Origin of the sequence: Curtobacterium sp. ODYSSEY 48 V2, assembly GCF_023712625.1 — a bacterium.
Taxonomy (GTDB): Bacteria; Actinomycetota; Actinomycetes; order Actinomycetales; family Microbacteriaceae; genus Curtobacterium.
In genome coordinates, this window is sequence record NZ_JAMAXX010000001.1 from 471,239 (window position 1) to 494,529 (window position 23,291).

A 23,291-nucleotide genomic window follows, 5' to 3' on the forward strand; every position below is an offset into this window, starting at 1 on the left:
ACGGGAGCACCATGAGGATCGGCCTCGACATCGGCGGGACGAAGATCGACGCCGTCGCCGTCTCACCGGCGGGCGACGTGGTCGATCGGGTCCGGGTCCCGACCGGCTTCGGGCCCGACGCGGTGGTGGCCGAGACGCTCGCCGTCGTCCGATCGCTCGAGGTCCGGACGCGCTCGACCGCGGACACGATCGGCATCGGTGTCCCCGGTCTGGTCGACCACGAGACCGGCTGGGTGCGACACGCTGTCAACCTCGGGCTCTCGGAGGTCGCACTCGGTCCGCTGGTGGCCGCTGCGACGGGCGCGGCGGTCCAGGTCGAGAACGACGTGAACGTCGCCGCGCTCGGTGCCGCGCAGGCGATGCAGCTCGACGGGCCGCACGCGTACCTGAACATCGGGACGGGACTCGCCGCCGGACTCGTCGTCGACCGGCGCCTGTGGCGCGGAGCACGGGGCAACGCCGGCGAGGTCGGGCACATCCCGGTCGTGGCGGACGGGCAGCCCTGCGTGTGCGGTCAGCGCGGCTGCCTCGAGACCCTCGCATCGGGGTCCGCCCTGGCAGTCGCGTGGCCGGGCCACGGCAGCTCCGCAGCGACGGCCCTGTTCGACTCGGCCGACGCGGGTGATCCCGCTGCCGTCGCCGTCCGCGACCGCTTCGTCTCGGGCCTCGCATCGGCCGTGCGCATCCTCGTCGTCACGGCCGACGTCGAGTCGGTCGTCATCGGCGGTGGGCTCGCCACCCTCGGCGAACGCCTGCTCGCCCTCGTGCGCGCCGGCTTCGACGGCGCCGCGCGCACGTCCCCCTTCGCCGCCTCGCTCGACCTGTCGTCCAGGGTCCACATCGCCCCCGTCGACCGTCCGCTCGCCGCACTCGGGGCCGCGTTCCTCGCACCCGCGCCGGCCGTCTCGACCGCCTGACCGCGGTCGAGCCAGCCGTCTCGACCGCCTGACCGCGGTCGACCGGCCGCCCGCACCACCGAAGCCTCGAACCCACCGATCGCGTCCCGACGCAGCGGAAGTGAGCACGCCATGACCGGAACATCCCGTCCCTCCGACCACGACAGCCCCCGAGCGAGCGGCACGCTGACGCGCCGAGGGATCGTGCTCGGCGCCGCGGCGACCGTCGCGTCCGCCGCGGTCACGCTCGGCGCCCCGGGCATCGCCGCCGCGACGCCGCCGGCCGTACTGCGCGGGGGTGCTCGACCCCCGGCCGGTCCGGTGTCGCGCGGCCGTTCCCGCGACCTCGCCTACGAGTACCTCGACCTCCGCATGGACGAGTACGGCTCCGGCACGGAGCTCCGCCTCCCCCGCAGCTACTTCGGTGGGTACTTCGCGTCGCTGCCCACCGAGTTCGTGTCGTCGTTCGCCTACGACGATGCCCTCATGGTGCTGGCCTGGCTCGGCCGGGGCCGGCACCGCGACGTCCAGCGGGCCACGGTGCTCGGGGACACCCTGCTGGCGCTGCAGGCTGCGGACCCGATCGGCGACGGTCGGACCCGGGCCTCGTACCAACCCGACACCTTCCCCGTCGCGACGCCCCCGCGTCCGATCGACATCGGTTCCCCCGCCGCCTACACGGGGAACCAGTCGTGGGTCGGCATGGCGTTCTGCCGCTTGTTCGTGGTCACCCGGGAACGTCGGTTCCTCGACGGGGCGCTCCGGCTCGGCGCCTGGATCGAGACGAACGCCCGCGACGACGTACGGCAGCCCGCCGGGTACACGGGCGGACGGAACGCCGACGACCAGCCGATCACCTACAAGTCGACCGAGCACAACATCGACGTGACGGCGTTCTTCACCCAGCTCGCCCGGCTCACCGGCGACCGCACCTGGTCCCGACGAGCGACCCTGGCGGAGACCTTCGTCCGCGCGATGCAGGACCGGACCGACGGGCACCTCTGGACCGGCACCGACCCGGACGGCACGACGATCAACCGCACGCCGATCCCCGAGGACGTGCAGGTCTGGGCGTACCTCGCCACGCTCGATCGCCGGTACTCCGCATCGGTCACCTGGGTGCTCGACCACCTCATCGCCCACGACGGTCCGTACACCGGCCCGTCCTTCTCGGACACGGACGTCAGCAAGGTCTGGTTCGAGGGGTCCGGTCAGCTGGCGCTCGCCCTGGAGGCGCGGGGCACGCGAACGGACCGCACCCGGTCCGCCTCGGTCCTCGACAGCGTCCAGCTCGCGCAGCGCACGCAGGCGAACGGCGACGGGAAGGGCATCGTCTCGGCGTCGTCCGACGGACTCGACACCGGGTTCGGCGACCTCTACCACTCGAGCCTGCACACCGGTGCGACGGCCTGGTACCTGCTCGCCGTCACCCGCACGAACCCGTTCCGCCTCTGACCATCCCGATCCGTCCCCGACCACCCCGGAAGGACAGCACCGCATGCTCATCCCCCGCCCCCGCTCCCGCGTCGACGGCGCCGGCTCGTTCACCCTCGACGAGCGGACCCGCGTCACCGCCGACCCCGCGGCCGAGCCGGTCGCGCAGTACCTGCAGCAGGTCCTGCGCGCCTCCACCCGTCTCCCCCTGTTCGGCGCCGCCGGCGCGACCGACGTCCCCCTGGTCGCCCTCCGGGTCGCCGCCGACCCGAGCGACCTGCCGGAGGGCCCCGGCGGTGACCGCTCGGAGGCCTTCCGGCTGGAGGTCACCGCCGAGGGCGTCGTCGTCACCGGCGGTGGCCCTGCCGGCGTCTTCTACGGCGTCCAGGCACTGCTCCAGCTGCTCCCCGCCGACGTGTACCGCCGCGGCCAGGTGCGCACCGAGGGGTGGACGCTCCCGGTGACGGTCGTCGAGGACGCCCCGGCCTTCGCCTGGCGCGGCGTGATGCTCGACGTCGCCCGGCACTTCCGCACGAAGGCCGAGGTCCTGCGCCTCGTCGACCAGCTCGCCGTGCACCGGCTCAACCGCCTGCACTTCCACCTGACCGAGGACCAGGGTTGGCGCATCGAGATCACGAAGTACCCGCGGCTCACCGAGGTCGGGTCGTGGCGCACCGAGTCGCAGGTCGGCGCACACGTGCCGGACGCGGACGGCACCCTCCGGGTCGCGGGGAAGGACGGACGCCCGCACGGCGGCTCCTACACCCAGGACGACATCCGCGAGATCGTGGCCTACGCGGCCGACCGGTTCGTCACGGTCGTGCCGGAGATCGAGACCCCCGGACACGTCCGCGCCGCGCTGGCCGCGTACCCGGAGCTCGGCGTGCACCCGGAGCGGCAGCTCGACGTGTGGACCGAGTGGGGCATCGCGCACGACGTGATGAACGCCGAGGACAGCACGGTGCGGTTCTTCACGGACGTGCTCGACGAGGTCGTCGCGCTCTTCCCCTCCGAGTACATCGGCCTCGGCGGCGACGAGTGCCCGAAGGACCAGTGGGAGGACGATCCCCGCACCCAGGAGCGCATCCGGGAGCTCGGCCTCGCGGACGAGGAGCAGCTGCAGGCCTGGATCGTCGGACAGCTCGCGGCGCACCTCGAGTCGCACGGACGCCGGGCGTTCGGGTGGGACGAGATCCTCGAGGGCGGCACGCTGTCCCCGTCGGCGACCGTCGTCTCGTGGCGCGGGTTGCAGGGAGCGATCACCGCCGCACGGCGTGGGCACGACGTCATCTCGACACCGGACGACCAGGTCTACCTCGACTACCGGCAGAGCGACCTGCCGAACGAGCCGATCCCGGTGTCGATCGTGCTCACCGTCGACGACGTGTACGCCTTCGACCCGGTGCCCGCGGAGCTCACCGAGGCGGAGCGGGCACACGTCATCGGCGGGCAGGCGAACATGTGGACCGAGCACGTCGACACCGTCGGCCGCCTCGACTACCAGCTGTTCCCGCGCGTGGTCGCCCTGTCCGAGGCGCTCTGGTCGGCGGACGTCGCCCGCCCTCGCGACGTCGAGGAGTTCCGGCAGCGGTTGACGCACCACCTCGCCCGGCTCGACGCGCTCGGCGTCGCGTACCGGCACGAGTCCGGCCCGCGCCCGTGGGAGGAACGGCCCGGTGTGCCGGGTCGCCCCCACAGCCGCGAGGAACGCGCGGCGTACGTCGACGCGATCACGGCGAACATCGCGGACGGTGCGCCGGCGTCCTGAACGGGGCGACCGACGGACGGGAGGCGCGTGGCGGCACCGCCACGCGCCTCCCGTCCGTCGCTGGTGGCGCACCGGCGACGGGTCCGGCCGCGCGGAGCCGCCTCAGTCGTCCGCGGCGGGGATGATCGACTCGAGCAGGCGGAGCACCCGCTCGCCGTCGACCGCCTCCGGGTCGAGCAGCCACTGCACCTGCAGGCCGTCGGACGCGGCGATGCCGAGGCTGGCCAGGTCGACCGGGTCCAGGTCGGCCCGGATCCGTCCGGCGGCCTGGTCCGCGGCGATCAGCTCGGCGAGGTCGGCGCGGAGCCGGGTGAAGCGCTCGCGCATGAAGTCGCGCGTGGCGGGGTGCCCCTCCTGCACGGCGTCGGCCGCGAGCGTCGTGTAGAGCTGCACGAGCCCGGGGACCGCGCGGTTCCGCGACGCGCTCTCGCGCATGTCGCCGATCGCGGACCGCAGGCGGTCCGGGGCGTCCTGCTCACGCACCTCGTGCTCGCGGTAGACGGCGAGCAGCAGTTCGTCGCGGCTCGGGAAGTAGTGCCGGAGCGCCGCGTGGGTGATCCCGAGCGCGTCGGCGACCGAGCGGAGCGACGACGCGTCGACGCCCTGCGCCGCGACCATGCGGATCATCTCGTCGAGGATCTGCGCACGGCGTTCGGCGCCCTTGCGGTACCCGCCGCGTCGGGGCGGGGTCGCGCCGTCGTCGTCGACCTCGTGCGTCATCCCCCCAACTTACCGCTGGAAGGTTTTCGCGCCACCCTGCGGTCGCCGCTAGGAGTCGTTCGGCTCCGCAGCGCCGTCGGGGTCGACCGTGTACTCGTCGACGGGTGTCGGGGTCCCGACGGCGAGGGCGTCGGTGATCTGCGACAGGCAGCGCGCGAGGACCTCGTTGTCCTCGCTCGACAGGTGGTCCATCACGCCGACCACGGCCTCGTGGAACCGGGCGTACGACGAGTCGATCTTCTCGGCGGCCTGCACCGTCGGCTCGAGCACCTGCGCCCGTCGGTCGGTGGGGTGCGGGACGCGGACGATGTCGCCCTTCGCCGCGAGCCCGTCGACGATCTTCGTGACCGACGCGTTCGAGACGTTGAGCATGACGGCGAGGTCCTTCGGGCCCATCGCCCGACCGTCCCGGTGCGCCTGCAGCATGTACCGCACCGTCAGGAACTCGTTCTTCGTCAGGCCGCTCTCGGTGCGGGCCTGCTCCAGCTGCTGCTCCTCGACGTGCTGCAGACGCAGGAGCGCGTCGACGGCGACCTTCGCGGCCTTCGACCGCGGCTCCCTGGCGTAGAGGTGGACGTGCTCACGGCGGACGACGGTCAGGGGCATCGGCTGGTGGGGTCTCTCTGTCGGGCGGATCCGGTCGGAGCGGGTGGCTACGCGGTGGGCGCCGTGAAGAAGTCAGCGTACGACGGTTCGCTGCGCGTCGACAGGAGCGACGGGTCCTGGATGCGCCGGGACACCCAGGCGTCGATCACGGCGGGGTCGGTCAGGCCGACCCGCGTGTGGGTCGCGGACATCCGTGTGGTGCGCGGCATCCCGGAGTACGTGCTGTGCATGACTGATCCCGCCTTCCTGCGTCGTTGCCGTCCTGGTCGGACGAGTGAACTGTTTCACGACGCGAACGATCAGTGCAACGAACCTTTCGCGTTCTGTACGGTTCGCGCGGCACTCGACAGGGCGGGGCCAGGATGGGTCCCATGTCCTACATCGCCGCGGACGACCGCTACGACTCCATGCCCTACCGCCGGACCGGCCGCTCCGGCCTCGACCTGCCACTGCTCTCGCTGGGCTACTGGCACAACTTCGGCGACGACAAGCCCTTCGAGACGCAGCGGGCGATCAGCCGCCGGGCGTTCGACCTCGGCATCACGCACCACGACCTCGCGAACAACTACGGCCCGCCCTACGGCGCCGCCGAGGTGAACTTCGGCCGGCTCATGCGGGAGGACTTCCGTCCCTACCGCGACGAGATGGTGATCTCGACGAAGGCGGGCTGGGACATGTGGCCCGGGCCGTACGGGCAGGGCGGCGGCTCGCGGAAGTACGTGCTCGCCTCGCTCGACCAGTCGCTCGAGCGGATGGGCCTGGACTACGTCGACGTCTTCTACTCGCACCGCCTCGACGCCTCGACCCCGCTCGAGGAGACCATGGGCGCACTCCACACCGCGGTCCAGCAGGGCAAGGCGCTCTACGTCGGGATCTCGTCCTACGACGCGGAGCGCTCCCGACAGGCCGCCGAGATCCTCCGCGACCTGGGCACGCCGCTCCTCATCCACCAGCCCTCGTACTCGATGCTCAACCGCTGGATCGAGGACGAGGGCCTGCTCGACGCCGCGGGCGACCTGGGCTTCGGCGTCATCGGCTTCACCGCGCTCGCGCAGGGCCTGCTCACCGGGCGGTACCTCGACGGCGTGCCGGAGGACTCGCGCGCCGCCGCCGGGAAGTCCCTCGACGCCGGGTCCCTGACGGACGAGGTCGTCGGACACCTGCGGGCGTTGAACGACATCGCGTCCGACCGCGGGCAGAGCCTCGCGCAGCTCGCACTCGCGTGGGCACTGCGCGACGAGCGGGTGACCTCGCTCGTCATCGGGGCGTCGCGCGTCGAGCAGCTCGAGCAGAACGTCGCGGCGCTCGGCAACCTGTCCTTCACGGACGACGAGCTGCGCCGCATCGACGAGCACTCGGTCGGCGTGCTCGACGTCGACCTGTGGTCGGGAGCCCGTTCCGGTCAGGTGAGCTGACCCCGGACCGGCTCCGTCCGCCCGGCCCGGCCCGGCCCGGCCTGGCGCAGATCGCGGAACGCAACGTCGGCGGTCGCTCGCAGCGCTGTACCGCTGCGAGCTGCCGCCGACGTTGCGTCGTGCGGGACGGTGGCGTCAGCGCAGGCCGAGCCGCTCGTCCAGCAGCGCCAGGAGCCGCTCGCGGAAGGGCACCGAGGACCAGCCGTGGTCCGCACCGTCGACGACCGTGAGTCGCGCACCCGGCAGGAGGTCGGCGTACCGGCGACCGTACGACACCGGCACGATCGCGTCCTCGCTGCCGTGCACCACGTCGGCCGGTCCGCCGTAGCCCGACACCGGCCCGTACACGTCGAGGTCGTCCTGCACGTCGGCGATGAACGCGCCACCGAGGGGCATCCCGCCGAAGTCGAACCATCCGTGCTCGCGCACCGGGGCGAGCGGCTGCCCCTGGATCACGTCGTGCTCCGTGATGTCGTCCACGACGACGCCGGCGGGTGACCACAGCGTGAGCGTCCGGACGAGCGAGGGCTCCTGCGCCGCGGCGAGCGCCGACTCGACGGCCCCCAGGCTGTGCGCGACGACGTGCACGCCCTGCCCACGGTCGGCGGCGCGGATCATCGTGACGACCTGCTCCACCTCGTCACGGATGGTGATGTCCGCGAACTCCCCGTCACTGGCGCCCTGTCCGAGTCGGTCGTGACTGCGGACGACCGCGCCTCGGGCGACCAGGTGTCGTGCGGTCTGCACGAAGAGCTGGTGCCCGCCGAGCGCACTGTCGCTGAAGCCGTGCACGAGCAGCACGACGGGCGCATCCGCGGCCGCACCGTCCTGCGGCTCCCACTGCCATCCGCGGACCGTCCGACCGTGGTGGTCGAGCGTGGTCGGGGTGGTGCGGGGATCGGCGCCCCGCAGCGGCACGACGGACATCAGTTCGTCCGGTCCGCCCAGCCGGCCGGCAGGTCACCGGGAGCGGTGTCGATCACGGTCTCGTCGTCCGCGCCGACGTGCTCGAACAGCGTGATGTGCGCGAACTCCGGCACGACGTAGATCGGGTAGGTCGGACCCTCGTCGCGGAAGCGCTGCATGTCGTCCAGGTGGTCGTTCTGGAACAGCACGGTCTTCTGCCCGTCGAGCTCGATCCAGCGCGGGAAGAAGATCGTGCCGTGCAGGACGCGCTGCTCCGGGACGACGTTGACGACGACGCTGGTGCCGGTCGGCTCGTTCCAGGACACCTTGTAGACGCCGGGGGCGAGGGCGACGAGGTCGACGGTCTGGTCCTTCACCCAGCGACCGCCGACGTGGCCGGTGTGGATGCGGTAGTCGATGGTCGTCGCGTTCTTGACGTACATCTCGTACTGCCAGCCGTTGGCGTACGTGTAGACGAACCGGTGGCCGACGATGCCGGTGAGGTCCTGGGGCGGTTCGGGGTGCTCGACGGAGGTCTGCGTGGTCATGCGTCGAGTTTGCTCCCGAACTGGTTTTGTTGCAAACAAACCTCGCTGCTAGGTTGCCGTGTGTGCAGGGTACGGACGGACCGGGCGGCACGACGCAGGTCGCGCGCAGGCTGAGCGACCGCATCGGCCCGTTCCGGCGCGCCCTCCTCCGGACGTCGCGCGAGGTCGCCGACCTGCCGGACCTGCCCGACGCCCAGGTCGAGGTGATGCGGGCCCTGACGGGGACCACGACCACGCCCTCGGCCCTGGCCGGCCGGCTCGGACTGGCTCGCTCGACGGTGAGCAACCTCGTGTCGGCGATGGAGACCGCCGGGCTCCTCGAGCGACGACTGGCAGCGGGTGACGGACGCCGGACCGAACTCCGCCTGACCCCCCTGGCCGAGGAGCGGCTCGCCGCCTACGACGACGCCTCGACCGCCGTGCTCGTCGAGGCGCTCGACCGGCTGTCCCCCGAGGACCGAGCCGCGCTGGCCGCAGCACTCCCCGCACTCGAGCACCTCCACCGCGAGATCGCGCACCGCGGCGACCGCTGAGCGTCGGCGACCCGGTGCTCCCAGCGCCCTCCGAGCGTTCTCTTGGCACTCCTGAGGGGAGAGTGCTAGAACATGACGCAGTTGAGTCGAAGGGACTCAACAAGGACGAAGGAGTTGATCTCGATGACGATGCAGTTCGACCCGTTCCGCGAGCTCGACCGACTCGCCGGCTCCCTGCTCGGTGCCGGCGCCGGTGCTCCCCGCTCGATGCCGATGGACCTGTACCGGACCGGCGACCACTACGTCCTCGACGTCGACCTGCCGGGCATCGACCCCGGATCGGTGGACGTGGACGTCGACGGCTCGGTGCTCACCATCCGCGCCGAGCGCACGCTCGGTGCCCCCGAGGGTTCGCAGTGGCTGACCCGCGAGCGCCAGCCGGGCACGTTCGTCCGGCAGCTGACGCTCGGCGACCACCTCGACACCGCGCGCATCAGTGCCGCCTACGACAACGGCGTGCTGAGCGTCACGATCCCGGTCAAGGAGTCCGCGAAGCCCCGGAAGATCGACGTCACCACCGGTGGTGGGGCGCAGCAGCTCGCGGTCGGCAGCGGTTCCACCGAGTAGTCCGGGGGCGTGCGGTGACGACGATCATCAACGCCTTCCTCGCCGTCGCGGTCGTGACGGGAGCGCTGGTCGCGACGAGCCTGGACCGTCGGGTGGCCGTGCTCCTCGGCGCGGCCGGCAGCACGGCGGGGAACTTCCTCACCTGGCTGGTCGCGCCCGGCGCGTGGGCACAGGTCCCGCTCGTCCCCTGGCTCGCCGCGGTTGCCGGCACGGTCGCGCTCATCGCACTCTGGAGCGCGACGCGCCTCTGGTCCGGCATCTTCGAGCCACCGCGCGCACCGCGCGACGACGACACCGCCGCGCTGGCGACGGTGGGCGTGGAGTCGACGGCGTGACCACGTGACGGACGGGAGGCGCGGTACCGGCTGGCACCGCGCCTCCCGTCCGTCTCCCGGTCGCGTCGGGTGGTGAGGCCGCGCGACCGGCGGACCGTCACTCCTTGTTGAGCTTGTCCTGCACGAGCCCGGCGGTCTTCTCGACCACGTTCGGCAGCTCCGTCGTGCCGTAGAACCGCACGTCCGGGTGCGTGGGCGGCGGCATCGGCACCGACGACGTGGGGCCGTCGTGGTACGAGTACTCGCCCTTGCCGTCGAACGACGGGCCGCTCGCCCAGGGGCCGTCGCCGGCCTCCTTGCCGTCCGAGAAGTTGAGGTACTGGTAGCTGAACTCGGTGTGCTCCTTCGACTGCGGGAAGTTGCTCGGCACCGGGAAGCCCTCGACGCCCTGCTCGCGGAGCTCGGCTGCGGCGGTCGCCCACATGTTCTGGTGCATGGTGTCGCGGGCGATGAGGAACGAGAGCAGGTCCCGCACGCCGTGGTCGTCGGTCATGTGGTAGAGCCGTGCTGCCTGGACACGGCCCTGCATCTCGGCGTTCTCGTTGGCCGTGAAGTCCGCGAGCAGGTTGCCCGACGCGGTGATGTAGGAACCCTGCCAGGGGTTGCCGTTGCTGTCGACCGGACGGGCGCCTGCACCCGCGACGATGGCGTGCTGCACGTCGGTGCCGCCGACGATCGCGGCCACGGTCGGGTCGTCCTGCAGCGCGTCCTCGGTGATGCCGAGCGGGCTCTTCTCGAGCAGCTGCGCGATCATCGTCGCGAGCATCTCGACGTGGCCCATCTCCTCGGCCCCGATGCCGAACACCATGTCGCGGTACTTGCCCGGGATGTGCATGTTCCACGCCTGGAACTGGTACTGCAGGGCGACGGAGATCTCGCCGTACTGACCCCCGAGCACCTCCTGCAGCTTGCGCGCGTACACCGCGTCGGGCTTGTCGGGGGTGGCCTTGAACTGGAGCTCCTGCTTGTGGAAGTACAACTCGTTCTCCTGTCTCGATGGTCGTCACGTCGTCGTGGTGCACGGCGGCGTGGCGGGGTCCGTCGTCGTGGCCGACGCTCCGCTCGGATGACTGGGCGGGCGTTCGGGGTGGACGGATCGCGCGGGTCCGTTGGCCGGATCGCGCGGACGACGTCCCGCTGCCCCCGGTCCGAGCGCGGGTGATCGGCCTAGCGTGTGGCGCATGGACCTCGAACTCACCGGCCGTGTCGCCCTCGTCGTCGGCGGACGGGGGTACATCGGCTCCGTCGTCGCCGAGACCCTGCGTCGCGAGGGCGCCCGGGTCGTCGTCGCGTCGCGGAACGCCGACGGGGACGACGCCGTGGCGATGGACACCGCGTCGCAGGAGTCGGTGGACGCCGGGGTCGCCCGCGTCCTCGACCAGCACGGACGCATCGACGTCCTCGTCGTCACCGCCGCGCCGGCGGCCGGGACCCTCGACCCGGAGCGTGCGTCGGACCCCGATCAGGTCGCCGCGGCGATCGACGGCAAGGCACTGGGCTTCCTCCGGGTCGCGAACGCCGTGCTGCCCGTGCAGCGCGATGCGGGCTTCGGCCGCGTGGTGGTGGTGAGCGGGCAGAACGCCTACCTGTCCGGCAACGTCACGACCTCGCTCCGGAACGCGGCGACGAGCATCATCGCGGGGAACCTGGCCGACCAGTCCGTCGGCACGGGGGTCACCGTGAACGTGGTGAACCCCGGTGCGGTGACGGACGAGCCCGCCAGGACGGTGCAGCCCGGGGCCGGTGGCGAGTCCAGCCCGCAGCAGATCGCCGACCTCGTCGCGTTCCTGTCGTCCCCGCGCTCGGTCGTCAGCGGGGAGTCGGTGTCGATCGGGCACCGCGTGCTGGGACAACTGACGATCTGACGGGTTCGTCCTGCAGGACGACCCCGTTCGTCCCTCCGCACGATGCCCGACGACCGGGTCGACCGACAGGCTCGGTGGCATGGAGAGCTCGACCAAGCACGTGATCGCCACCCTCGCCACCTGCGCGGCGATCATCGTCGTCACCGCGGTGGCCCTCGTCGCGATGTCCCCCGTGCCGTGAGCCCGCGTCGTGCGATGATCGAGCCGTGACGGACCGGCGCACGCTCCTCCGGCCGATGCGGACCCGGTCGGTCGTCGTCGACCTCCTCTGGGCGGGCCTCGCCGCGCTGGTGTCCGCCGCCCCGATCGACGTCGAGCTCGAGCACGCCAGCCCCCTCGCCGTCGCGATCGCCACCGTCGCCATCGCCGTCCGCCGCCTCTCGCCGAGCGCGGCGATGACCGCGACCGTCGCCCTGGGCGCGGTGCAGGTGGCCGGCGGCGAGCGACCGTCGTTGGTCGACCTCGCCATCGCCGTCGTCATCGGCACCGTCGCCGTCGTCGGGACGCGGTTCGAGGCCGTGCTGGCCGGTCTGCTCGCCGTGGTCGCCGGGGCTTCGGCGTCGATGTACCTCTCCACGACCGGTTACCGCTACGCACTACTGCTGAACGGGCCGCGTGACCAGGTCGTCCTCGTCCTGGCCGCCCCGGCACTCGTCCTGCTCTCCTTCTGGGCGGCGGGCCTCGCCGGTCGGGCGATCCGGTCACAGAACGCCGAGGCCGTCCGGCGTGCCGACGCCGAGGCGGCCGCCAGCCGGGCGGAGGCCGTGGCCAACCGTGCCGAGGCCGTGGCCACGCGCGCGGTCGACGAGGCCGAGGCGGAACGCATCCGTGCGGACATCGCCCGCGACGTGCACGACGTCGTCGGCCACTCGCTCGCGGTCATCATCGCGCAGGCGGACTCGGTGCCCTTCCTCGACGACGAGGCGCGGATCCGCGAGGTCAGCGCCACCATCGCCAGCACCGCCCGGAGCTCCCTGGTCGAGGTGCGACAGGTCCTCGGGCACATCGACGGGTCGGACACCGCGAGCGACCCGACGTCCTTCGAGGAGATCGTCCGCGGCATCCGCGACGCCGGGGTGGACGTCGAGCACGCCGTGCGCGGTGTCGCCCGACCGCTCGGCGCGGTGCACGGCACGGCTGCCCGCCGGGTCCTGCAGGAGATGCTCACGAACGCCCTCCGGCACGGGGCACCGGGCGGTGCCGTCGAGGTCCGGGAGACCTGGCGGTCCGCCGACCTCGTGCTCGAGGTGGAGAACGCCGTCCCGTCGGACGCGCTGCCGGTCGGGCCCGGGCTCGGGCTCGAGGAACTCGCCGCGGCGGCCACCGGCGGCGTCCCCGTCCGCGCGACCGCGACCGCAGGACAGCCGACCGCGACCGCCGAGCAGCCGACGGTCACGTCGACCCGTGGCTCCGGCCGGGGCCTGACCGGCATGCAGACCCGACTGACCACGATCGGCGGGTCGTTCGACGCCGCCGTGCTGGACGCCGTGTTCGTCGCGCGCGCCCGCATCCCGTTCGACGTCCGAGGGGGGACGACCCGATGACCGACCCGATCCGCATCCTGCTCACCGACGACCAGGCGCTCTTCCGGGCGGGCCTGCGCGTGGTGCTCGACGCGCAGCCCGACATGCAGGTGGTGGGCGAGGCCTCGGACGGCGCCGAGGCCCTCGACCGCGTCCGGGAGCTGCGGCCCGACGTCGTCCTGCTCGACATGCGCATGGCCGGGATGGACGGCGTCGAGACGGTGCGCCAGCTGTTCTCCGGCGCCGTCCCGGGGCCGCTCCCCCGCGTGGTGGTGCTCACGACGTTCGGCCTCGACCCCGCTGCCGCCACCGCGATCCGGCTCGGTGCGAGCGGGTTCCTGCTCAAGGACACGACACCGCCGTTCCTGTTCGCCGCGGTGCGGGCCGTGCACGAGGGCAGCTCGGTGATCGCCCCGAACGACCTGTCGCAGCTGTTCGGCGCCGATGTCGACCGAGCCCCTGCTCCCCAGCCCGAGGCGTTCCAGACCCTGACGGACCGGGAGCGCATCGTCTTCGGGTGGGCGTCCCGAGGGCTCTCGAACGCCGAGATCGCGGCGAAGGAGTTCGTCACCGAGTCGACCGTCAAGTCGCAGATCTCGAGCATCCTCGGCAAGCTCGAGCTCCGCGACCGGGTGCAGCTCGTGGTCTACGCGCACGACCACGGCCTGGCGGGCGCCCGGGAGGGGTGACCGGCGACCCGGTCAGGACGCCAGGGCCGCCGCCTCGTCGAGCACCGCACCGACCGCCGCGGGATCGTGCGCGAAGCGCCCGAGGAACAGTCCGCCGATCCGCCCGCGTCCACGGGTGAGCAGTCCCGGTCCGGCGCTGCCCCCGTAGACCACCCGCGACCCCGCGAAGGCCGCCCGGGCCGCCAGGGACTGCTCGATCCCCTCGAGGACCCCGACGACGTGCTCGTGCGGCGCCGGCTCGGCGGCGCCGATCGCCCACACGGGCTCGTACGCCACGGTGACCCGTCCGGTCGTCCCGGCCTCCGCGGCCACCGCCAGCGCCCGGTCGAGCTGCCCGGTGACCTCCGCCACGGCCTCCGCACGGGAGGCGCGGACAGCTTCGCCGACGCACACCAGCGGTTCGAGGTGGTGCCGGAAGGCCGCGTGCACCTTGCGCGCGACGACCTCGTCTGTCTCGTGGAACCGGGAGCGCCGCTCGGCGTGCCCGATCTCGACGAGGTCGACGCCGATCTCGCGGAGCTCGGCGCCGGACACCTCGCCGGTGGACGCGCCCTCGTCCGACGCCGACAGGTCCTGCGCGGCGAGCCGGATGCCCGACCCGGCGAGCAGCTCGCGCACCGGGACGAGCGCGGGGAAGGTCGGCGCGACGAAGAGCTCCACCGCGCCGGCGGCGACCGCGGGGTGCCGCCGGGCGATGTCCGCCACCGCGCTCGCCCACGAGAGCGTCTGCGCGTGCGAGAAGTACATCTTCAGCGACACCCCGACGATCGTCATGCGCCCGGGTCCGTCCCGTCCCCAGGGGCGTCGGTGCCGACCGGCGCGGAGCCGTCGTAGCCGCAGATCGCGGCGACCTTCTCCGCGCTCGCGCTCGACGGGTCGAACGTGTACCCGAGCCACTCCTTCGCCATCCGCCGGGCGACCTCGACACCGATCACGCGCTGGCCCATGCAGAGCACCTGGGCGTCGTTCGACAGCACCGACCGCTCGACGCTGAACGAGTCGTGCGCCGTGACGGCCCGGATGCCGGGGACCTTGTTCGCGCTGATCGCGACGCCGAGCCCGGTGCCGCAGACCAGGATCGCCCGGTCGGCCTCGCCGTCCGCGATCATCCGGGCGGCGTCGACGGCGACGTGCGGGTACGCCGTGTGGCCGTCCGCGTCCACGCCCACGTCGACCACGCTGGCCACGCGGTCGTCGGCCTCGAGGTCCCGCTTGATGACCTCCTTGTAGTCGAAGCCCGCGTCGTCCGAGCCCACCACCAGTCGTAGCGTCATGCGTCCACTCCTTCCTCGTCGATCGTCGCCGTCAGGGTCTCGACGACGAGCGCGAAGGACACCGCGCCCGGGTCGGGGGTCCCGACGGCCTGTTCCGCGTGCGTCCGCGCGCGGCCCTTCCGCGGCAGCAGGTCCGCGCTGGCGTCCGCTGCCCGGCGGGCGGCGTCCACCGCCGTCCGCCACGCGGTGTCCAGGGCATCGCCGGCCTCGAGCCGGCGCCGCAGTTCCTCGTCGAAGGGGACGAGGGCGTCCACCATCGTCTTGTCGCCGGGCACCGCCCCGAAGGCCAGGACCGCCTCGGTGGCGGCCCGCACCGCGTCCGCGACCGTCGCCGACGTCGGACGCGCGTCGTCCCCGACGACGCGACCCAGCGCCTCCAGGGCGGCACCCCAGATCGCACCGGACGTCCCGCCTGCCCGGTCGGACCAGGCGTCGCCCGCGACCCGCAGGAGCGTCCCCGCTCCCGCGCCCCGAGCGAGCGCGTCCGCGGCGGCGGTGTCCGCCGCGTGCGACCCGCGCTGCATCCCGATGCCGTGGTCGCCGTCCCCCGCGACCTGGTCGATGCGGCCCAGTTCGTCCGCGTGGTCGTCGAGCACCGCGCGCACGGCGCTGATGCCCGCTGCGATGCGACCGGCCGCGGCACGCGAGTCGTCGCCCGCCGGACCGATCACGATGCCCTCCTCGTCGGCGGCGACCACGTCGTCGGCGACCCGCTCCTGCGGGACCGCCCCGCCCTTGCGGAAGGCGGGCGTGTCCGCGGGTGCCGACCACAGCTCCTCGAGCTCGTCGTCGAGCCAGAACAGCGTCAGCGAGACCCCGGCCATGTCGAAGCTCGTGACGAGCTCGCCCACCTCCGGCTCCACGATCACGACACCGGCGTCCCGGAGCCGTCGCTGCACCGAGCCGTAGACGACGAAGAGCTCCTCGTACTTCACGCTGCCGAGTCCGTTGAGCACCGGGACCACCCGGGCGCCCTCGACCGTGACGCCCGCGGGCACCTCGTCGAGCAGCCGTTCGACGAGCAGCGCCGCCAGACCGTCGGCGCTCGGCACGTCGGTCTCGTCGATGCCGCGTTCGCCGTGGATGCCCATGCCGATCGCCATCCGTCCCTCGGGCACCTCGAACAGGGGCTCCTCGGCACCGGGGAGCGAGCAGCCCGAGAACGCGACGCCGAAGCTCCGGGTCCGGTCGTTCGCGCGGGCCGCCACGGCGGTGACGTCGTCGAGCGGGCGCCCCTGCTCGGCCGCGGCCCCGGCGACCTTGAACACGCAGAGGTCGCCCGCGATCCCGCGCCGGTCGGCCTCGGCACCGGCCGGGGCGGACACGACGTCGTCGGTCACCCGGACCGTGCGGACGGGGATGCCCTCGTCCTCGAGCGTGCGGGCCGCGGCGTCGAAGTTCAGCACGTCGCCGGCGTAGTTGCCGTAGCTGAGCAGCACGCCGCCACCGTGCTCGGCGGCACGGCAGACCGCGGCGACCTGCTGCGCGGACGGGCTGGCGAACAGGTTCCCCATCGCCGCGCCGGCGGCCAGCCCGTGCCCGACGAGACCGCCGAACGCCGGGTAGTGCCCCGAGCCACCGCCGATCACGACGGCGACCGTGCCGTCCGGACTGGTGGTCGCGCGGGCGACACCGCCGTGCACCCTGCGGACCCACCGCTCGTTCGCCGCGACGAAGCCGTCCGTGGCCTCGTCGGCGAAGGCCGCCGGGTCGTTGTACAGCCGGGTCATCGCGTCGTCCCCTTCGTCGAGGTGGTGGCCACGTGCGAGGTGTCGAGCAGCTCGTCGGCCTTCGCGCCGCGGAAGAACCTGGTGCAGGAGATCATCACGGCGGCGACGAACGCCAGGACGCCGAGCGAGACGATGCCGAACGCCCCGCTGTCGGTCGGCACGGCCTCGTTGATCGCGGTGCGCATGATCGGGGCGACGAACCCACCGAGGTTGCCGAGCGAGTTGATCAGGCCGATGCCCGCGGCCGCCGCCGCACCGGTGAGGAACGCCGTCGGGTAGGCCCAGGTGATCGGGCCGACCGCCAGGAAGCTCGCGACGGCGAGGGTGATGAACAGGATGCCGAGGACGGGCTGGCCGTTCGCACCCGCCCACGCCGACCCGAGGATCGACAGCCCGGTCGTGATGTAGAACATCGTCCCCCAGCGGCGGCGACGACCCACGGTGTCGGCCTTCGACCCGACGAGGTAGCAGGCGACCAGGCCGACGAGCCACGGGATCGCCGCGACGAGGCCGACCTGCCAGCCGACGTCCTGACCGAGCAGCGACGACACCTGCTGCGGCAGGTAGAACGTCGTGCCGTACACGGCGACCTGCAGGCAGAAGTAGATGATCGTGAAGTACCAGACGCGGCCGCTCGCCATCGCCTTCCAGATGCCCTTCGGGCCGTCCTCGGTGCGGGCGGTGTCCTCACGGGCCATCGCCGCGGTGAGCGACTGCTTCTCCCCCGGTTCCAGCCACTTCGCCTGCTGCGGGCTGTTCGTCAGGAAGAACAGCGCCGCGACACCGGCCAGCACCGCGAGGATGCCCTCGCCGAAGAACATGACCTGCCAGCCGTGGAACGGGGTGACCTGGTCACCGACGCTGATGAGCCCGCCGGACAGCGGTGCGCCGATCATCTGCGAGAACGGCTGCGCGAGGTAGAAGATCGCGAACATCCGCACGCGGACCTTGTTCGGGAACCACTCGGACAGGTACATGATCACGCCCGGGAACAGTCCCGCCTCGGTCACACCGAGCAGGAAGCGCAGGACGATGAACATCGTGTCGTTCGTCGTGAACGAGAACAGTGCGGCGACGATGCCCCACGTGACGGCGATCCGGGCGAGCCAGAAGCGCGCCCCGAAGCGCTTGAGCAGCAGGTTGGACGGGATCTCGAAGATCGCGTAGCCGATGAAGAAGATGCCGGCGCCGAGGGCGAAGGCCGCGTCGGAGATGTTCCGGTCGACGCTCAGGGCCTCCTCGGCGAAGCCGACGTTGGTGCGGTCGAGGAAGGCGACGAAGTACAGGATGACCAGCATCGGCATGAGGTGCTTGGTCGCCTTGGCGATCGCGGACCTCAGTGCCGGGTCGTGGGTGGACCCCAGGGCGGGGCTGCTTGCGGACACGAATCGCTCCTTCGCGATCATGAGTGGTCGTTCTGGTGGTCGGAGCCGTCGGCTCCGGTGCGTGCCGTCGGGTTCAGTGCATGTAGAGGCCGCCGTCGACGTTCAGGGTCTGACCCGTCACGAACCCGGCGTCGGCGCTGACGAGGTAGGCGACCGCGGCGGCGACGTCCCGCGGCGTGCCGATGCGCGGCAGGACACCGTCGGCAGCCATCTCGGCCTTGCGCTCCTCGGAGAGGGTGCCGCCCATGATGTCGGTGTCGATCGGGCCGGGCGCGATGGCGTTCACCGTCACGCCGTGCTGCCCGAGCTCGCGGGCCATCCCGCGGGTGAGGCCGATCACGCCGGCCTTCGCGACCGAGTACGGCGTCTTGCTGAACGTCCCGCCGCCGCGCTGCGCGGAGACCGACGACAGGTTGACGATGCGGCCGTACCCGTTCCGCACCATCGACTCGGCTGCCCGGAGACCGGCGAAGTGCACCCCGTCGAGGTTGATGCTCAGCACCCGGTGCCACTCCCCCTCGGGCAGGTCGAGGTAGGCGTGCGCCGACGAGACACCCGCGAGGTTCACGAGTGCCGCGATCGGCGGGAGCCCGGCCTCGATGGTGTCGAAGGCGGCCCGGACGGCGGCCTCGTCGGCGACGTCCGCGCCCGCGCCGACGGCCTGCACGCCGTGCTGCTCGCGGAGTTCGGCGGCGACGGCCTCGCTCGCGGCCTGGTCGAGGTCGACGATCCCCACGTTCCAGCCCTGCTCGGCCAGGTGGTGGGCGGTCGCACGGCCGATGCCGCGCGGGGACGCCGCGCCGGTGAGGACGACGGTCTGCTGCTCGTTGCGCATCGCGTGCTCCTTCAGTGGATCGGGGCCGGGCCGAGCTCGTCGAGGAGCTCCTGCATGGCGACGTAGGCCCTGTTCCGGTAGGCGACGAGCTCCGGCGTGCGGTCGGCGGGCACGTCGAGGTAGCCCGATCCGGTCTTCGTGCCGAGCTCGCCGGCGTCGACGTGCTGCTGCAGCGTCGGCGGGGTGGCGAAGCGCTCGGGCCAGCGGGTCTGCAGCGACTCGAAGCAGAACGCGTAGACGTCGAGTCCCGCCATGTCCGCGATCGCGAACGGGCCGAAGAAGGGCAGGCGGAACCCGAAGGTCGTCCGGACGATCGTGTCGATGTCGTCGGGGCTGGCGATGCCCTCGTCCGCGATCTTCGATGCTTCCTCGAACAGGGCGTACTGCAGGCGGTTCAGCACGAACCCCGTCGAGTCCTGCACCCGTGCAGACTGCTTGCCGGTCGCCGCGACGACTGCTTCGCCGACGGTGACCGCGTGCTCGCCGGTGGTGGGGTGCGGGATGAGCTCGACACCGGGGATGAACGGCGCCGGGTTCGAGAAGTGCACGCCGAGGAAGCGCTCCGGACCGGTGACGGCCTCGGCGAGGCTCTCGATGAGGATCGTCGACGTGTTCGAGCCGATGACGGCGTCGGGTCGGGCGGCGGCGCTGATCCGACGCAGGGTCTCGTGCTTGATCGCGAGCTTCTCGGGGACCGCCTCCTCGATGAAGTCGGCGTCCGCGACGGCGGCCTCGATCGACTCGGCGGCACTGAGGTGCGCGGTGACCCGCGCGACGGCGTCCTCCGGGAACAGGCCGTCGGCGACGAACTGGCCCGTCTCGCGGATCAGCCGCTCGAGGTTCTGCTGCGCGATCTCGGCCGAGACGTCGGCGATGCGGACGGTGTGACCGGCGAGGGCGAGGACCTGGGCGATCCCGCCGCCCATGTACCCGGACCCGACGACGGCGATGTCGAGGGTGCTCATCGGACTGCTCCTCCGTGCTTCGTGCCGATGCTCGTCGTGGCGAGCACCGACCGGATGTACTGCTGGTTGGTGGCGCAGACGCCGAGGCTGTCCCCGCCGTACTGCTCGGTCATGACGATCCCGCGGAAGCCGTCGGCGACCGCGTCCCGGAGGACCTGGCGGTAGTTGATGAGCCCGGTCTCCATCGTGCTCGGCGCACTCGTCGCCCAGCTGCCGTCGCCCGCCTCGTCGCGCGTGTAGTTCTTCACGTGCAGGTAGTTCGTGTGGGGCATCGTCTTCGCGAAGAGCTCCCGCCAGTCCTCGACCGGACGGTGCAGGCGGACGAGGTTCGCCACGTCGGCGTTGAGACCGACGGTGTCGAGCCCGATCTCCTCGACGAGCCGGACCGCGCTGTCCGCGGTGCCGAGGTAGGTGTCCTCGTACAGTTCGAGGGCCATCGGCAGGCCGACGCTCGCCGCGTGCTCCCCGAGTTCGCGGAGGCGTCGGACGGCCGCGTCCCACACGTCGGGGTCCTCGGGGTCCTTCGGCCCGGGAGCCGTCCAGAACCAGAGCGCGCGCTGCTGGGCCTCCGAGAACGGCTGGTGCAGTCCGGTCGAGAACACCTGCATGCCCCACTCGGCCGCCGCGTCGATCGTGCGGTGGGCGTAGGCGAGGTTCTCCTCCTCGTGCCCGGGCTGGATCACGCTCCGACGCTGCAGGTGCACCGACGGGATCCCCACGCCGTGGGCCGCCGCGACCGCGAAGAGCTCGTCGCGCCGGGACCGTTCGAGGTCCGCGGGGCGGACGTGGCTGTCGGCCAGCTCGGCGAGCGAGAAGCCCGCTGCGGCGATCTGCGCGAACACGTCGTCCCACACCTCGACGGGGGCGTCGTGGAAGGCGGTGCCGTCCCGGGTGACCCGGTCGAAGCCGTGCAGGCAGACGGCGATCGGCCACGTCCGGTCGGTCCAGCTGTCCGGGTCCCAGTCCTGCTCGACCCAGTCCTGCGGTGTGCTCACGGAGTGCTCCCTTGCATCACACGGTTCATCCTTGAACCTCTTTCCTATAGGAAAGATAGTCGCGCTGAGCCAGAGCGCAACCCCGTTCCGTCAGGCGGAGTGTGACGCGTCGGCCCGGGAGCGCACCCGCACCGCGTCGATGTGGTGCCGCATCGCCGCCACGGCCGTGGGCGCGTCCACGGCGAGGGCATCGAGGACCGCACGGTGCTCGGCGACCGCCCGCTCGGTGTCGTCGTCCCCGCCCTCGACGATCTGCCGCATGCGGTGCACCCGCGTCGTGATGATCGCGGACATCTCCTCGAGGAAGGGGTTCCTCGTCGCGTCGAACACGAGCTGGTGGAACCGCCAGTCGGAGCGGAAGAACCGGGCCATCAGCTCCTCGGACGCACGGCGGGCGCCGACCCGGGCGACCTCGGCGGCCACGGCCTCCTGCTCGGCGAGCGCCGCAGCGAGCCGCTCCCGCAGCACGGCCACGTCCCCGCGTGCCGCGAGCTCGACCGCCCCGCTCTCGACGATGAGCCGCGCGTCGAACAGCGCCTCGAGCTGGTCGCCGGCGAGCGGCGGCGCGACGCGGTACCCCTTGTTGGCTTCGCGCGTGACCAGGCCGGTCCGCTCGAGCTGCACGAGGGCCTCGCGCACCGGGGTCGGGGAGACGCCGAGCGTCCGGGCGAGACCGTCGATCGACAGGCGCATCCCGGGCTCGACGTCGTGCCCCATGAGCACCTCGAGCACCCGGTCGTACACGCGGTCGCGCAACCCGATCTGGGTGATCCGCGCGGAGCCGAAGCCCGGCATCGTGCTCGTCATGCGGTCGATCCTAGAGAGTGCAGGGTCCCGCGACCTGCGCGTCAGGCGGCGGCGGTGGCCGGTGTGCGCCGGCGCCGGGCACCGTCGGCGATCGTCAGTACCGGGCGTCGATACCCAGGGCGTCCCCGAGCCCGAGGCTGCGTTGGGCGACGTCGCACGGCGCGGCCGCCGGCTTCATGACGAGGGCCGACGAGGCTGCGGTGTGGCCGAGGCCGTACGCGTGCCCCCACTCGTGCGTCGCGACGCCGCGCAGGTCGTACCGGTTCCCGGAGCACGTCGCCGTCGACGACCACGCGTACCGGGTGGAGTAGCGCTGGTCCGCCTCGACCGCGATGCCGTCCTGCGACCACACGCACGTGGTCGCGAGCGTGCCCGCGGGCAGGGAGCCCCAGCCGGTGACGCTCCGACGGTCGGGGTCGCCGCAGCCCCCGGTGCTCGAGACCGCGGGGGTCCTCGCCGTCGTGCTGACCCAGGTGTTCGCGGCACTCGACGTGATCGAGCGCCCGCAGGTCCCGAGCCGTCCGCTCCACGCCGTCGCACCCGCACGGATCGCCACGCGATCCGCCGCCTTCGCTCCCGTCGGGTTCGACCACCACCGGACGTCCCTCGTCCAGCGGTACGCCAGGAGCGTGTAGGACCGGTCCGTGCAGCTCGAGGCCGCCGATCCGGTGCCGGTCGTGGCCGCACCCGCACCGGCGTCGTGCCCGGCGGCGACGCGGCCCTCGCGCAGTGCGAGCACCCGCCGGACGGCAGCAGGGGCGCCGGACCAGCGGCCGTCGACCGCCACGGCGATGCCTGCCGCGCCGGTGTTCGTCACCGAGGCGTCCCCGGGGTCACCACCGGTCGTCGTCGCCACCGGCAGCGCCGTCACCGTCGTGCCGGCGTCGGGCACCGCGAAGACGCGACCGTCGGGGAGCACGACCGAGCCGGACGCGACGACGCAGCCACCGGACAGCTCGGCGACCGTGATCCGGTCACCGCGGCACGACGGCGCGGCGTGCGCGGGGGCGACCCCGACGCTGGTGGTGACGACCGCGACGAGCGCGGTCCCGAGTGCGACCACGGCAGCGGTCACGGACGACGTCCGCATGGGTCCTCCAGGAGCAGGCGCACCGGCACGACCCGGTACGACGCCGATCAGTGTGCGGAGAGCGGCAGCGGACGGGCAACCCCCAGAACGGGCAGGCCGGCGGTCACCACGGGGTCGATGGGCCGACCCGGTCGGCGCGCCGAGGCGGACCCGATCCGTGCACGGCTGCGGCCGACGGACGGAGGTGGGACGAGCCTCCAGGCCGGTCGTGGGGAGCATCGGCGCCGGAACGCGGAACGGCCCCCGGATTCCTCCGGGGGCCGTTCCTCACCTGGTGCGCGAGGGGGGACTTGAACCCCCACGCCGTTTCCAGCACACGGACCTGAACCGTGCGCGTCTACCAATTCCGCCACTCGCGCCAGCCCGGCAACACTAGCACGCGACGGAGGGTGCCCGTGACCACGC

Annotated in this window: 25 protein-coding genes and 1 tRNA gene; 10 read left to right on the forward strand and 16 right to left on the reverse strand. The window is 72.6% G+C overall.

Annotated features, from left to right (window positions below):
• Nucleotides 1-11 precede the first annotated feature (11 nt).
• From M3666_RS02300 to M3666_RS02310, 3 genes are all read left to right on the forward strand, one after another.
• A complete protein-coding gene (locus M3666_RS02300) occupies nt 12-917 on the forward strand; it encodes an ROK family protein (RefSeq protein WP_251154379.1) in 906 nt (301 codons plus the stop codon).
• 111 nt (nt 918-1,028) lie between these two features.
• The gene (locus M3666_RS02305) at nt 1,029-2,351 is read left to right on the forward strand and encodes a hypothetical protein (RefSeq protein ID WP_251154380.1); all 1,323 of its coding nucleotides are present in this window, start codon (nt 1,029-1,031) and stop codon (nt 2,349-2,351) included.
• Nucleotides 2,352-2,394: 43 nt separating this feature from the next.
• Nucleotides 2,395-4,098, forward strand: a complete 1,704-nt coding sequence (locus M3666_RS02310) for a beta-N-acetylhexosaminidase (RefSeq protein ID WP_251154381.1) — start codon at nt 2,395-2,397, stop codon at nt 4,096-4,098.
• 102 nt (nt 4,099-4,200) lie between these two features.
• Here the strand turns inward: M3666_RS02310 and M3666_RS02315 are convergent, their stop codons facing one another.
• From M3666_RS02315 to M3666_RS02325, 3 genes are read right to left on the reverse strand one after another with little or no spacing between them, the layout of a single operon-like run.
• The gene (locus M3666_RS02315) at nt 4,201-4,818 is read right to left on the reverse strand and encodes a TetR/AcrR family transcriptional regulator (protein ID WP_066651220.1); all 618 of its coding nucleotides are present in this window, start codon (nt 4,816-4,818) and stop codon (nt 4,201-4,203) included.
• A gap of 48 nt (nt 4,819-4,866) precedes the next feature.
• Nucleotides 4,867-5,424: a MarR family winged helix-turn-helix transcriptional regulator gene (locus M3666_RS02320; RefSeq protein WP_066651217.1), complete on the reverse strand. Its 558-nt coding sequence runs from the start codon at nt 5,422-5,424 to the stop codon at nt 4,867-4,869.
• Nucleotides 5,425-5,471: 47 nt separating this feature from the next.
• Complete coding sequence (locus tag M3666_RS02325; RefSeq protein ID WP_066651213.1) at nt 5,472-5,654, reverse strand: hypothetical protein; 183 nt, start codon at nt 5,652-5,654, stop codon at nt 5,472-5,474.
• 141 nt (nt 5,655-5,795) lie between these two features.
• Between M3666_RS02325 and mgrA the strand changes: the two genes are divergently transcribed.
• Nucleotides 5,796-6,839: an L-glyceraldehyde 3-phosphate reductase gene (mgrA, locus tag M3666_RS02330; RefSeq protein WP_066651210.1), complete on the forward strand. Its 1,044-nt coding sequence runs from the start codon at nt 5,796-5,798 to the stop codon at nt 6,837-6,839.
• 135 nt (nt 6,840-6,974) lie between these two features.
• Here the strand turns inward: mgrA and M3666_RS02335 are convergent, their stop codons facing one another.
• Nucleotides 6,975-7,766 carry an alpha/beta hydrolase gene (locus tag M3666_RS02335; protein WP_066651209.1) on the reverse strand — a complete coding sequence of 264 codons (792 nt, stop codon included), beginning with the start codon at nt 7,764-7,766 and terminating at the stop codon, nt 6,975-6,977.
• Nucleotides 7,766-8,293 carry a phenolic acid decarboxylase gene (locus M3666_RS02340; RefSeq protein WP_209684726.1) on the reverse strand — a complete coding sequence of 176 codons (528 nt, stop codon included), beginning with the start codon at nt 8,291-8,293 and terminating at the stop codon, nt 7,766-7,768. The genes M3666_RS02335 and M3666_RS02340 overlap by 1 nt, the downstream gene beginning before the upstream one ends.
• Before the next feature lie 62 nt (nt 8,294-8,355).
• Here M3666_RS02340 and M3666_RS02345 point away from each other — a divergent pair, with 62 nt between their 5' ends.
• The 3 genes from M3666_RS02345 to M3666_RS02355 all read left to right on the forward strand — a co-directional run bounded on the left by M3666_RS02345 (nt 8,356) and on the right by M3666_RS02355 (nt 9,728).
• Nucleotides 8,356-8,826, forward strand: a complete 471-nt coding sequence (locus M3666_RS02345) for a MarR family winged helix-turn-helix transcriptional regulator (protein WP_251154382.1) — start codon at nt 8,356-8,358, stop codon at nt 8,824-8,826.
• A 123-nt stretch (nt 8,827-8,949) separates the two neighbouring features.
• The gene (locus M3666_RS02350; RefSeq protein WP_066651206.1) at nt 8,950-9,393 is read left to right on the forward strand and encodes an Hsp20/alpha crystallin family protein; all 444 of its coding nucleotides are present in this window, start codon (nt 8,950-8,952) and stop codon (nt 9,391-9,393) included.
• 14 nt (nt 9,394-9,407) lie between these two features.
• A complete protein-coding gene (locus M3666_RS02355) occupies nt 9,408-9,728 on the forward strand; it encodes a hypothetical protein (protein WP_251154383.1) in 321 nt (106 codons plus the stop codon).
• Between the two features lie 97 nt (nt 9,729-9,825).
• On the opposite strand, the gene M3666_RS02360 is transcribed toward M3666_RS02355, so the two are convergent.
• Complete coding sequence (locus tag M3666_RS02360; protein WP_209684732.1) at nt 9,826-10,707, reverse strand: manganese catalase family protein; 882 nt, start codon at nt 10,705-10,707, stop codon at nt 9,826-9,828.
• Between the two features lie 202 nt (nt 10,708-10,909).
• On the opposite strand from M3666_RS02360, the gene M3666_RS02365 reads away from it, so the two are divergent.
• The 3 genes from M3666_RS02365 (at nt 10,910) to M3666_RS02375 (ending at nt 13,805) form a co-directional block, all read left to right on the forward strand.
• Nucleotides 10,910-11,593 carry an SDR family oxidoreductase gene (locus M3666_RS02365; RefSeq protein ID WP_251154384.1) on the forward strand — a complete coding sequence of 228 codons (684 nt, stop codon included), beginning with the start codon at nt 10,910-10,912 and terminating at the stop codon, nt 11,591-11,593.
• A 206-nt stretch (nt 11,594-11,799) separates the two neighbouring features.
• A complete protein-coding gene (locus tag M3666_RS02370; RefSeq protein WP_251154385.1) occupies nt 11,800-13,137 on the forward strand; it encodes a histidine kinase in 1,338 nt (445 codons plus the stop codon).
• Nucleotides 13,134-13,805 carry a response regulator transcription factor gene (locus tag M3666_RS02375; RefSeq protein WP_066651190.1) on the forward strand — a complete coding sequence of 224 codons (672 nt, stop codon included), beginning with the start codon at nt 13,134-13,136 and terminating at the stop codon, nt 13,803-13,805. Before M3666_RS02370 ends, M3666_RS02375 begins: the two co-directional genes overlap by 4 nt.
• Before the next feature lie 12 nt (nt 13,806-13,817).
• Here M3666_RS02375 and M3666_RS02380 read toward each other — a convergent pair whose 3' ends face one another.
• The 10 genes from M3666_RS02380 to M3666_RS02425 all read right to left on the reverse strand — a co-directional run bounded on the left by M3666_RS02380 (nt 13,818) and on the right by M3666_RS02425 (nt 23,245).
• A complete protein-coding gene (locus M3666_RS02380) occupies nt 13,818-14,579 on the reverse strand; it encodes a triose-phosphate isomerase family protein (protein ID WP_251154386.1) in 762 nt (253 codons plus the stop codon).
• On the reverse strand, nt 14,576-15,079 hold the full coding sequence (locus M3666_RS02385) for a ribose-5-phosphate isomerase (RefSeq protein ID WP_251154387.1): 504 nt from the start codon (nt 15,077-15,079) through the stop codon (nt 14,576-14,578). Before M3666_RS02385 ends, M3666_RS02380 begins: the two co-directional genes overlap by 4 nt.
• Complete coding sequence (locus M3666_RS02390) at nt 15,076-16,809, reverse strand: dihydroxyacetone kinase family protein (RefSeq protein WP_066651181.1); 1,734 nt, start codon at nt 16,807-16,809, stop codon at nt 15,076-15,078. The genes M3666_RS02385 and M3666_RS02390 overlap by 4 nt, the downstream gene beginning before the upstream one ends.
• Complete coding sequence (locus M3666_RS02395) at nt 16,806-18,194, reverse strand: MFS transporter (RefSeq protein ID WP_251154388.1); 1,389 nt, start codon at nt 18,192-18,194, stop codon at nt 16,806-16,808. The genes M3666_RS02390 and M3666_RS02395 overlap by 4 nt, the downstream gene beginning before the upstream one ends.
• A gap of 73 nt (nt 18,195-18,267) precedes the next feature.
• On the reverse strand, nt 18,268-19,029 hold the full coding sequence (locus M3666_RS02400; protein ID WP_209684746.1) for an SDR family NAD(P)-dependent oxidoreductase: 762 nt from the start codon (nt 19,027-19,029) through the stop codon (nt 18,268-18,270).
• 11 nt (nt 19,030-19,040) lie between these two features.
• Nucleotides 19,041-19,994: a 3-hydroxyacyl-CoA dehydrogenase family protein gene (locus M3666_RS02405; protein ID WP_066651174.1), complete on the reverse strand. Its 954-nt coding sequence runs from the start codon at nt 19,992-19,994 to the stop codon at nt 19,041-19,043.
• Entirely contained in the window at nt 19,991-20,989 is a 999-nt protein-coding gene (locus M3666_RS02410) for a sugar phosphate isomerase/epimerase (RefSeq protein WP_251154389.1), read from the reverse strand. Before M3666_RS02410 ends, M3666_RS02405 begins: the two co-directional genes overlap by 4 nt.
• A 90-nt stretch (nt 20,990-21,079) precedes the next feature.
• On the reverse strand, nt 21,080-21,796 hold the full coding sequence (locus M3666_RS02415; RefSeq protein ID WP_209684753.1) for a GntR family transcriptional regulator: 717 nt from the start codon (nt 21,794-21,796) through the stop codon (nt 21,080-21,082).
• A gap of 94 nt (nt 21,797-21,890) precedes the next feature.
• Nucleotides 21,891-22,886 (reverse strand): matrixin family metalloprotease, encoded by a 996-nt coding sequence (locus M3666_RS02420; RefSeq protein ID WP_251154390.1) that lies wholly within the window; start codon nt 22,884-22,886, stop codon nt 21,891-21,893.
• Nucleotides 22,887-23,158: 272 nt separating this feature from the next.
• Nucleotides 23,159-23,245 (reverse strand) — tRNA-Leu (locus M3666_RS02425).
• Nucleotides 23,246-23,291: the final 46 nt, after the last annotated feature.

Excerpts from the sequence above, each read along its gene's own strand:
- M3666_RS02300 (WP_251154379.1), top strand. The coding sequence starts at position 12 with ATGAGGATCGGCCTCGACATCGGCGGGACGAAGATCGACGCCGTCGCC.
- M3666_RS02305 (WP_251154380.1), top strand. The coding sequence starts at position 1,029 with ATGACCGGAACATCCCGTCCCTCCGACCACGACAGCCCCCGAGCGAGC.
- M3666_RS02310 (WP_251154381.1), top strand. The coding sequence starts at position 2,395 with ATGCTCATCCCCCGCCCCCGCTCCCGCGTCGACGGCGCCGGCTCGTTC.
- M3666_RS02315 (WP_066651220.1), bottom strand. The coding sequence starts at position 4,818 with ATGACGCACGAGGTCGACGACGACGGCGCGACCCCGCCCCGACGCGGC.
- M3666_RS02320 (WP_066651217.1), bottom strand. The coding sequence starts at position 5,424 with ATGCCCCTGACCGTCGTCCGCCGTGAGCACGTCCACCTCTACGCCAGG.
- M3666_RS02325 (WP_066651213.1), bottom strand. The coding sequence starts at position 5,654 with ATGCACAGCACGTACTCCGGGATGCCGCGCACCACACGGATGTCCGCG.
- mgrA (WP_066651210.1), top strand. The coding sequence starts at position 5,796 with ATGTCCTACATCGCCGCGGACGACCGCTACGACTCCATGCCCTACCGC.
- M3666_RS02335 (WP_066651209.1), bottom strand. The coding sequence starts at position 7,766 with ATGTCCGTCGTGCCGCTGCGGGGCGCCGATCCCCGCACCACCCCGACC.
- M3666_RS02340 (WP_209684726.1), bottom strand. The coding sequence starts at position 8,293 with ATGACCACGCAGACCTCCGTCGAGCACCCCGAACCGCCCCAGGACCTC.
- M3666_RS02350 (WP_066651206.1), top strand. The coding sequence starts at position 8,950 with ATGACGATGCAGTTCGACCCGTTCCGCGAGCTCGACCGACTCGCCGGC.
- M3666_RS02365 (WP_251154384.1), top strand. The coding sequence starts at position 10,910 with ATGGACCTCGAACTCACCGGCCGTGTCGCCCTCGTCGTCGGCGGACGG.
- M3666_RS02375 (WP_066651190.1), top strand. The coding sequence starts at position 13,134 with ATGACCGACCCGATCCGCATCCTGCTCACCGACGACCAGGCGCTCTTC.
- M3666_RS02380 (WP_251154386.1), bottom strand. The coding sequence starts at position 14,579 with ATGACGATCGTCGGGGTGTCGCTGAAGATGTACTTCTCGCACGCGCAG.
- M3666_RS02385 (WP_251154387.1), bottom strand. The coding sequence starts at position 15,079 with ATGACGCTACGACTGGTGGTGGGCTCGGACGACGCGGGCTTCGACTAC.
- M3666_RS02390 (WP_066651181.1), bottom strand. The coding sequence starts at position 16,809 with ATGACCCGGCTGTACAACGACCCGGCGGCCTTCGCCGACGAGGCCACG.
- M3666_RS02400 (WP_209684746.1), bottom strand. The coding sequence starts at position 19,029 with ATGCGCAACGAGCAGCAGACCGTCGTCCTCACCGGCGCGGCGTCCCCG.
- M3666_RS02405 (WP_066651174.1), bottom strand. The coding sequence starts at position 19,994 with ATGAGCACCCTCGACATCGCCGTCGTCGGGTCCGGGTACATGGGCGGC.
- M3666_RS02415 (WP_209684753.1), bottom strand. The coding sequence starts at position 21,796 with ATGACGAGCACGATGCCGGGCTTCGGCTCCGCGCGGATCACCCAGATC.
- M3666_RS02420 (WP_251154390.1), bottom strand. The coding sequence starts at position 22,886 with ATGCGGACGTCGTCCGTGACCGCTGCCGTGGTCGCACTCGGGACCGCG.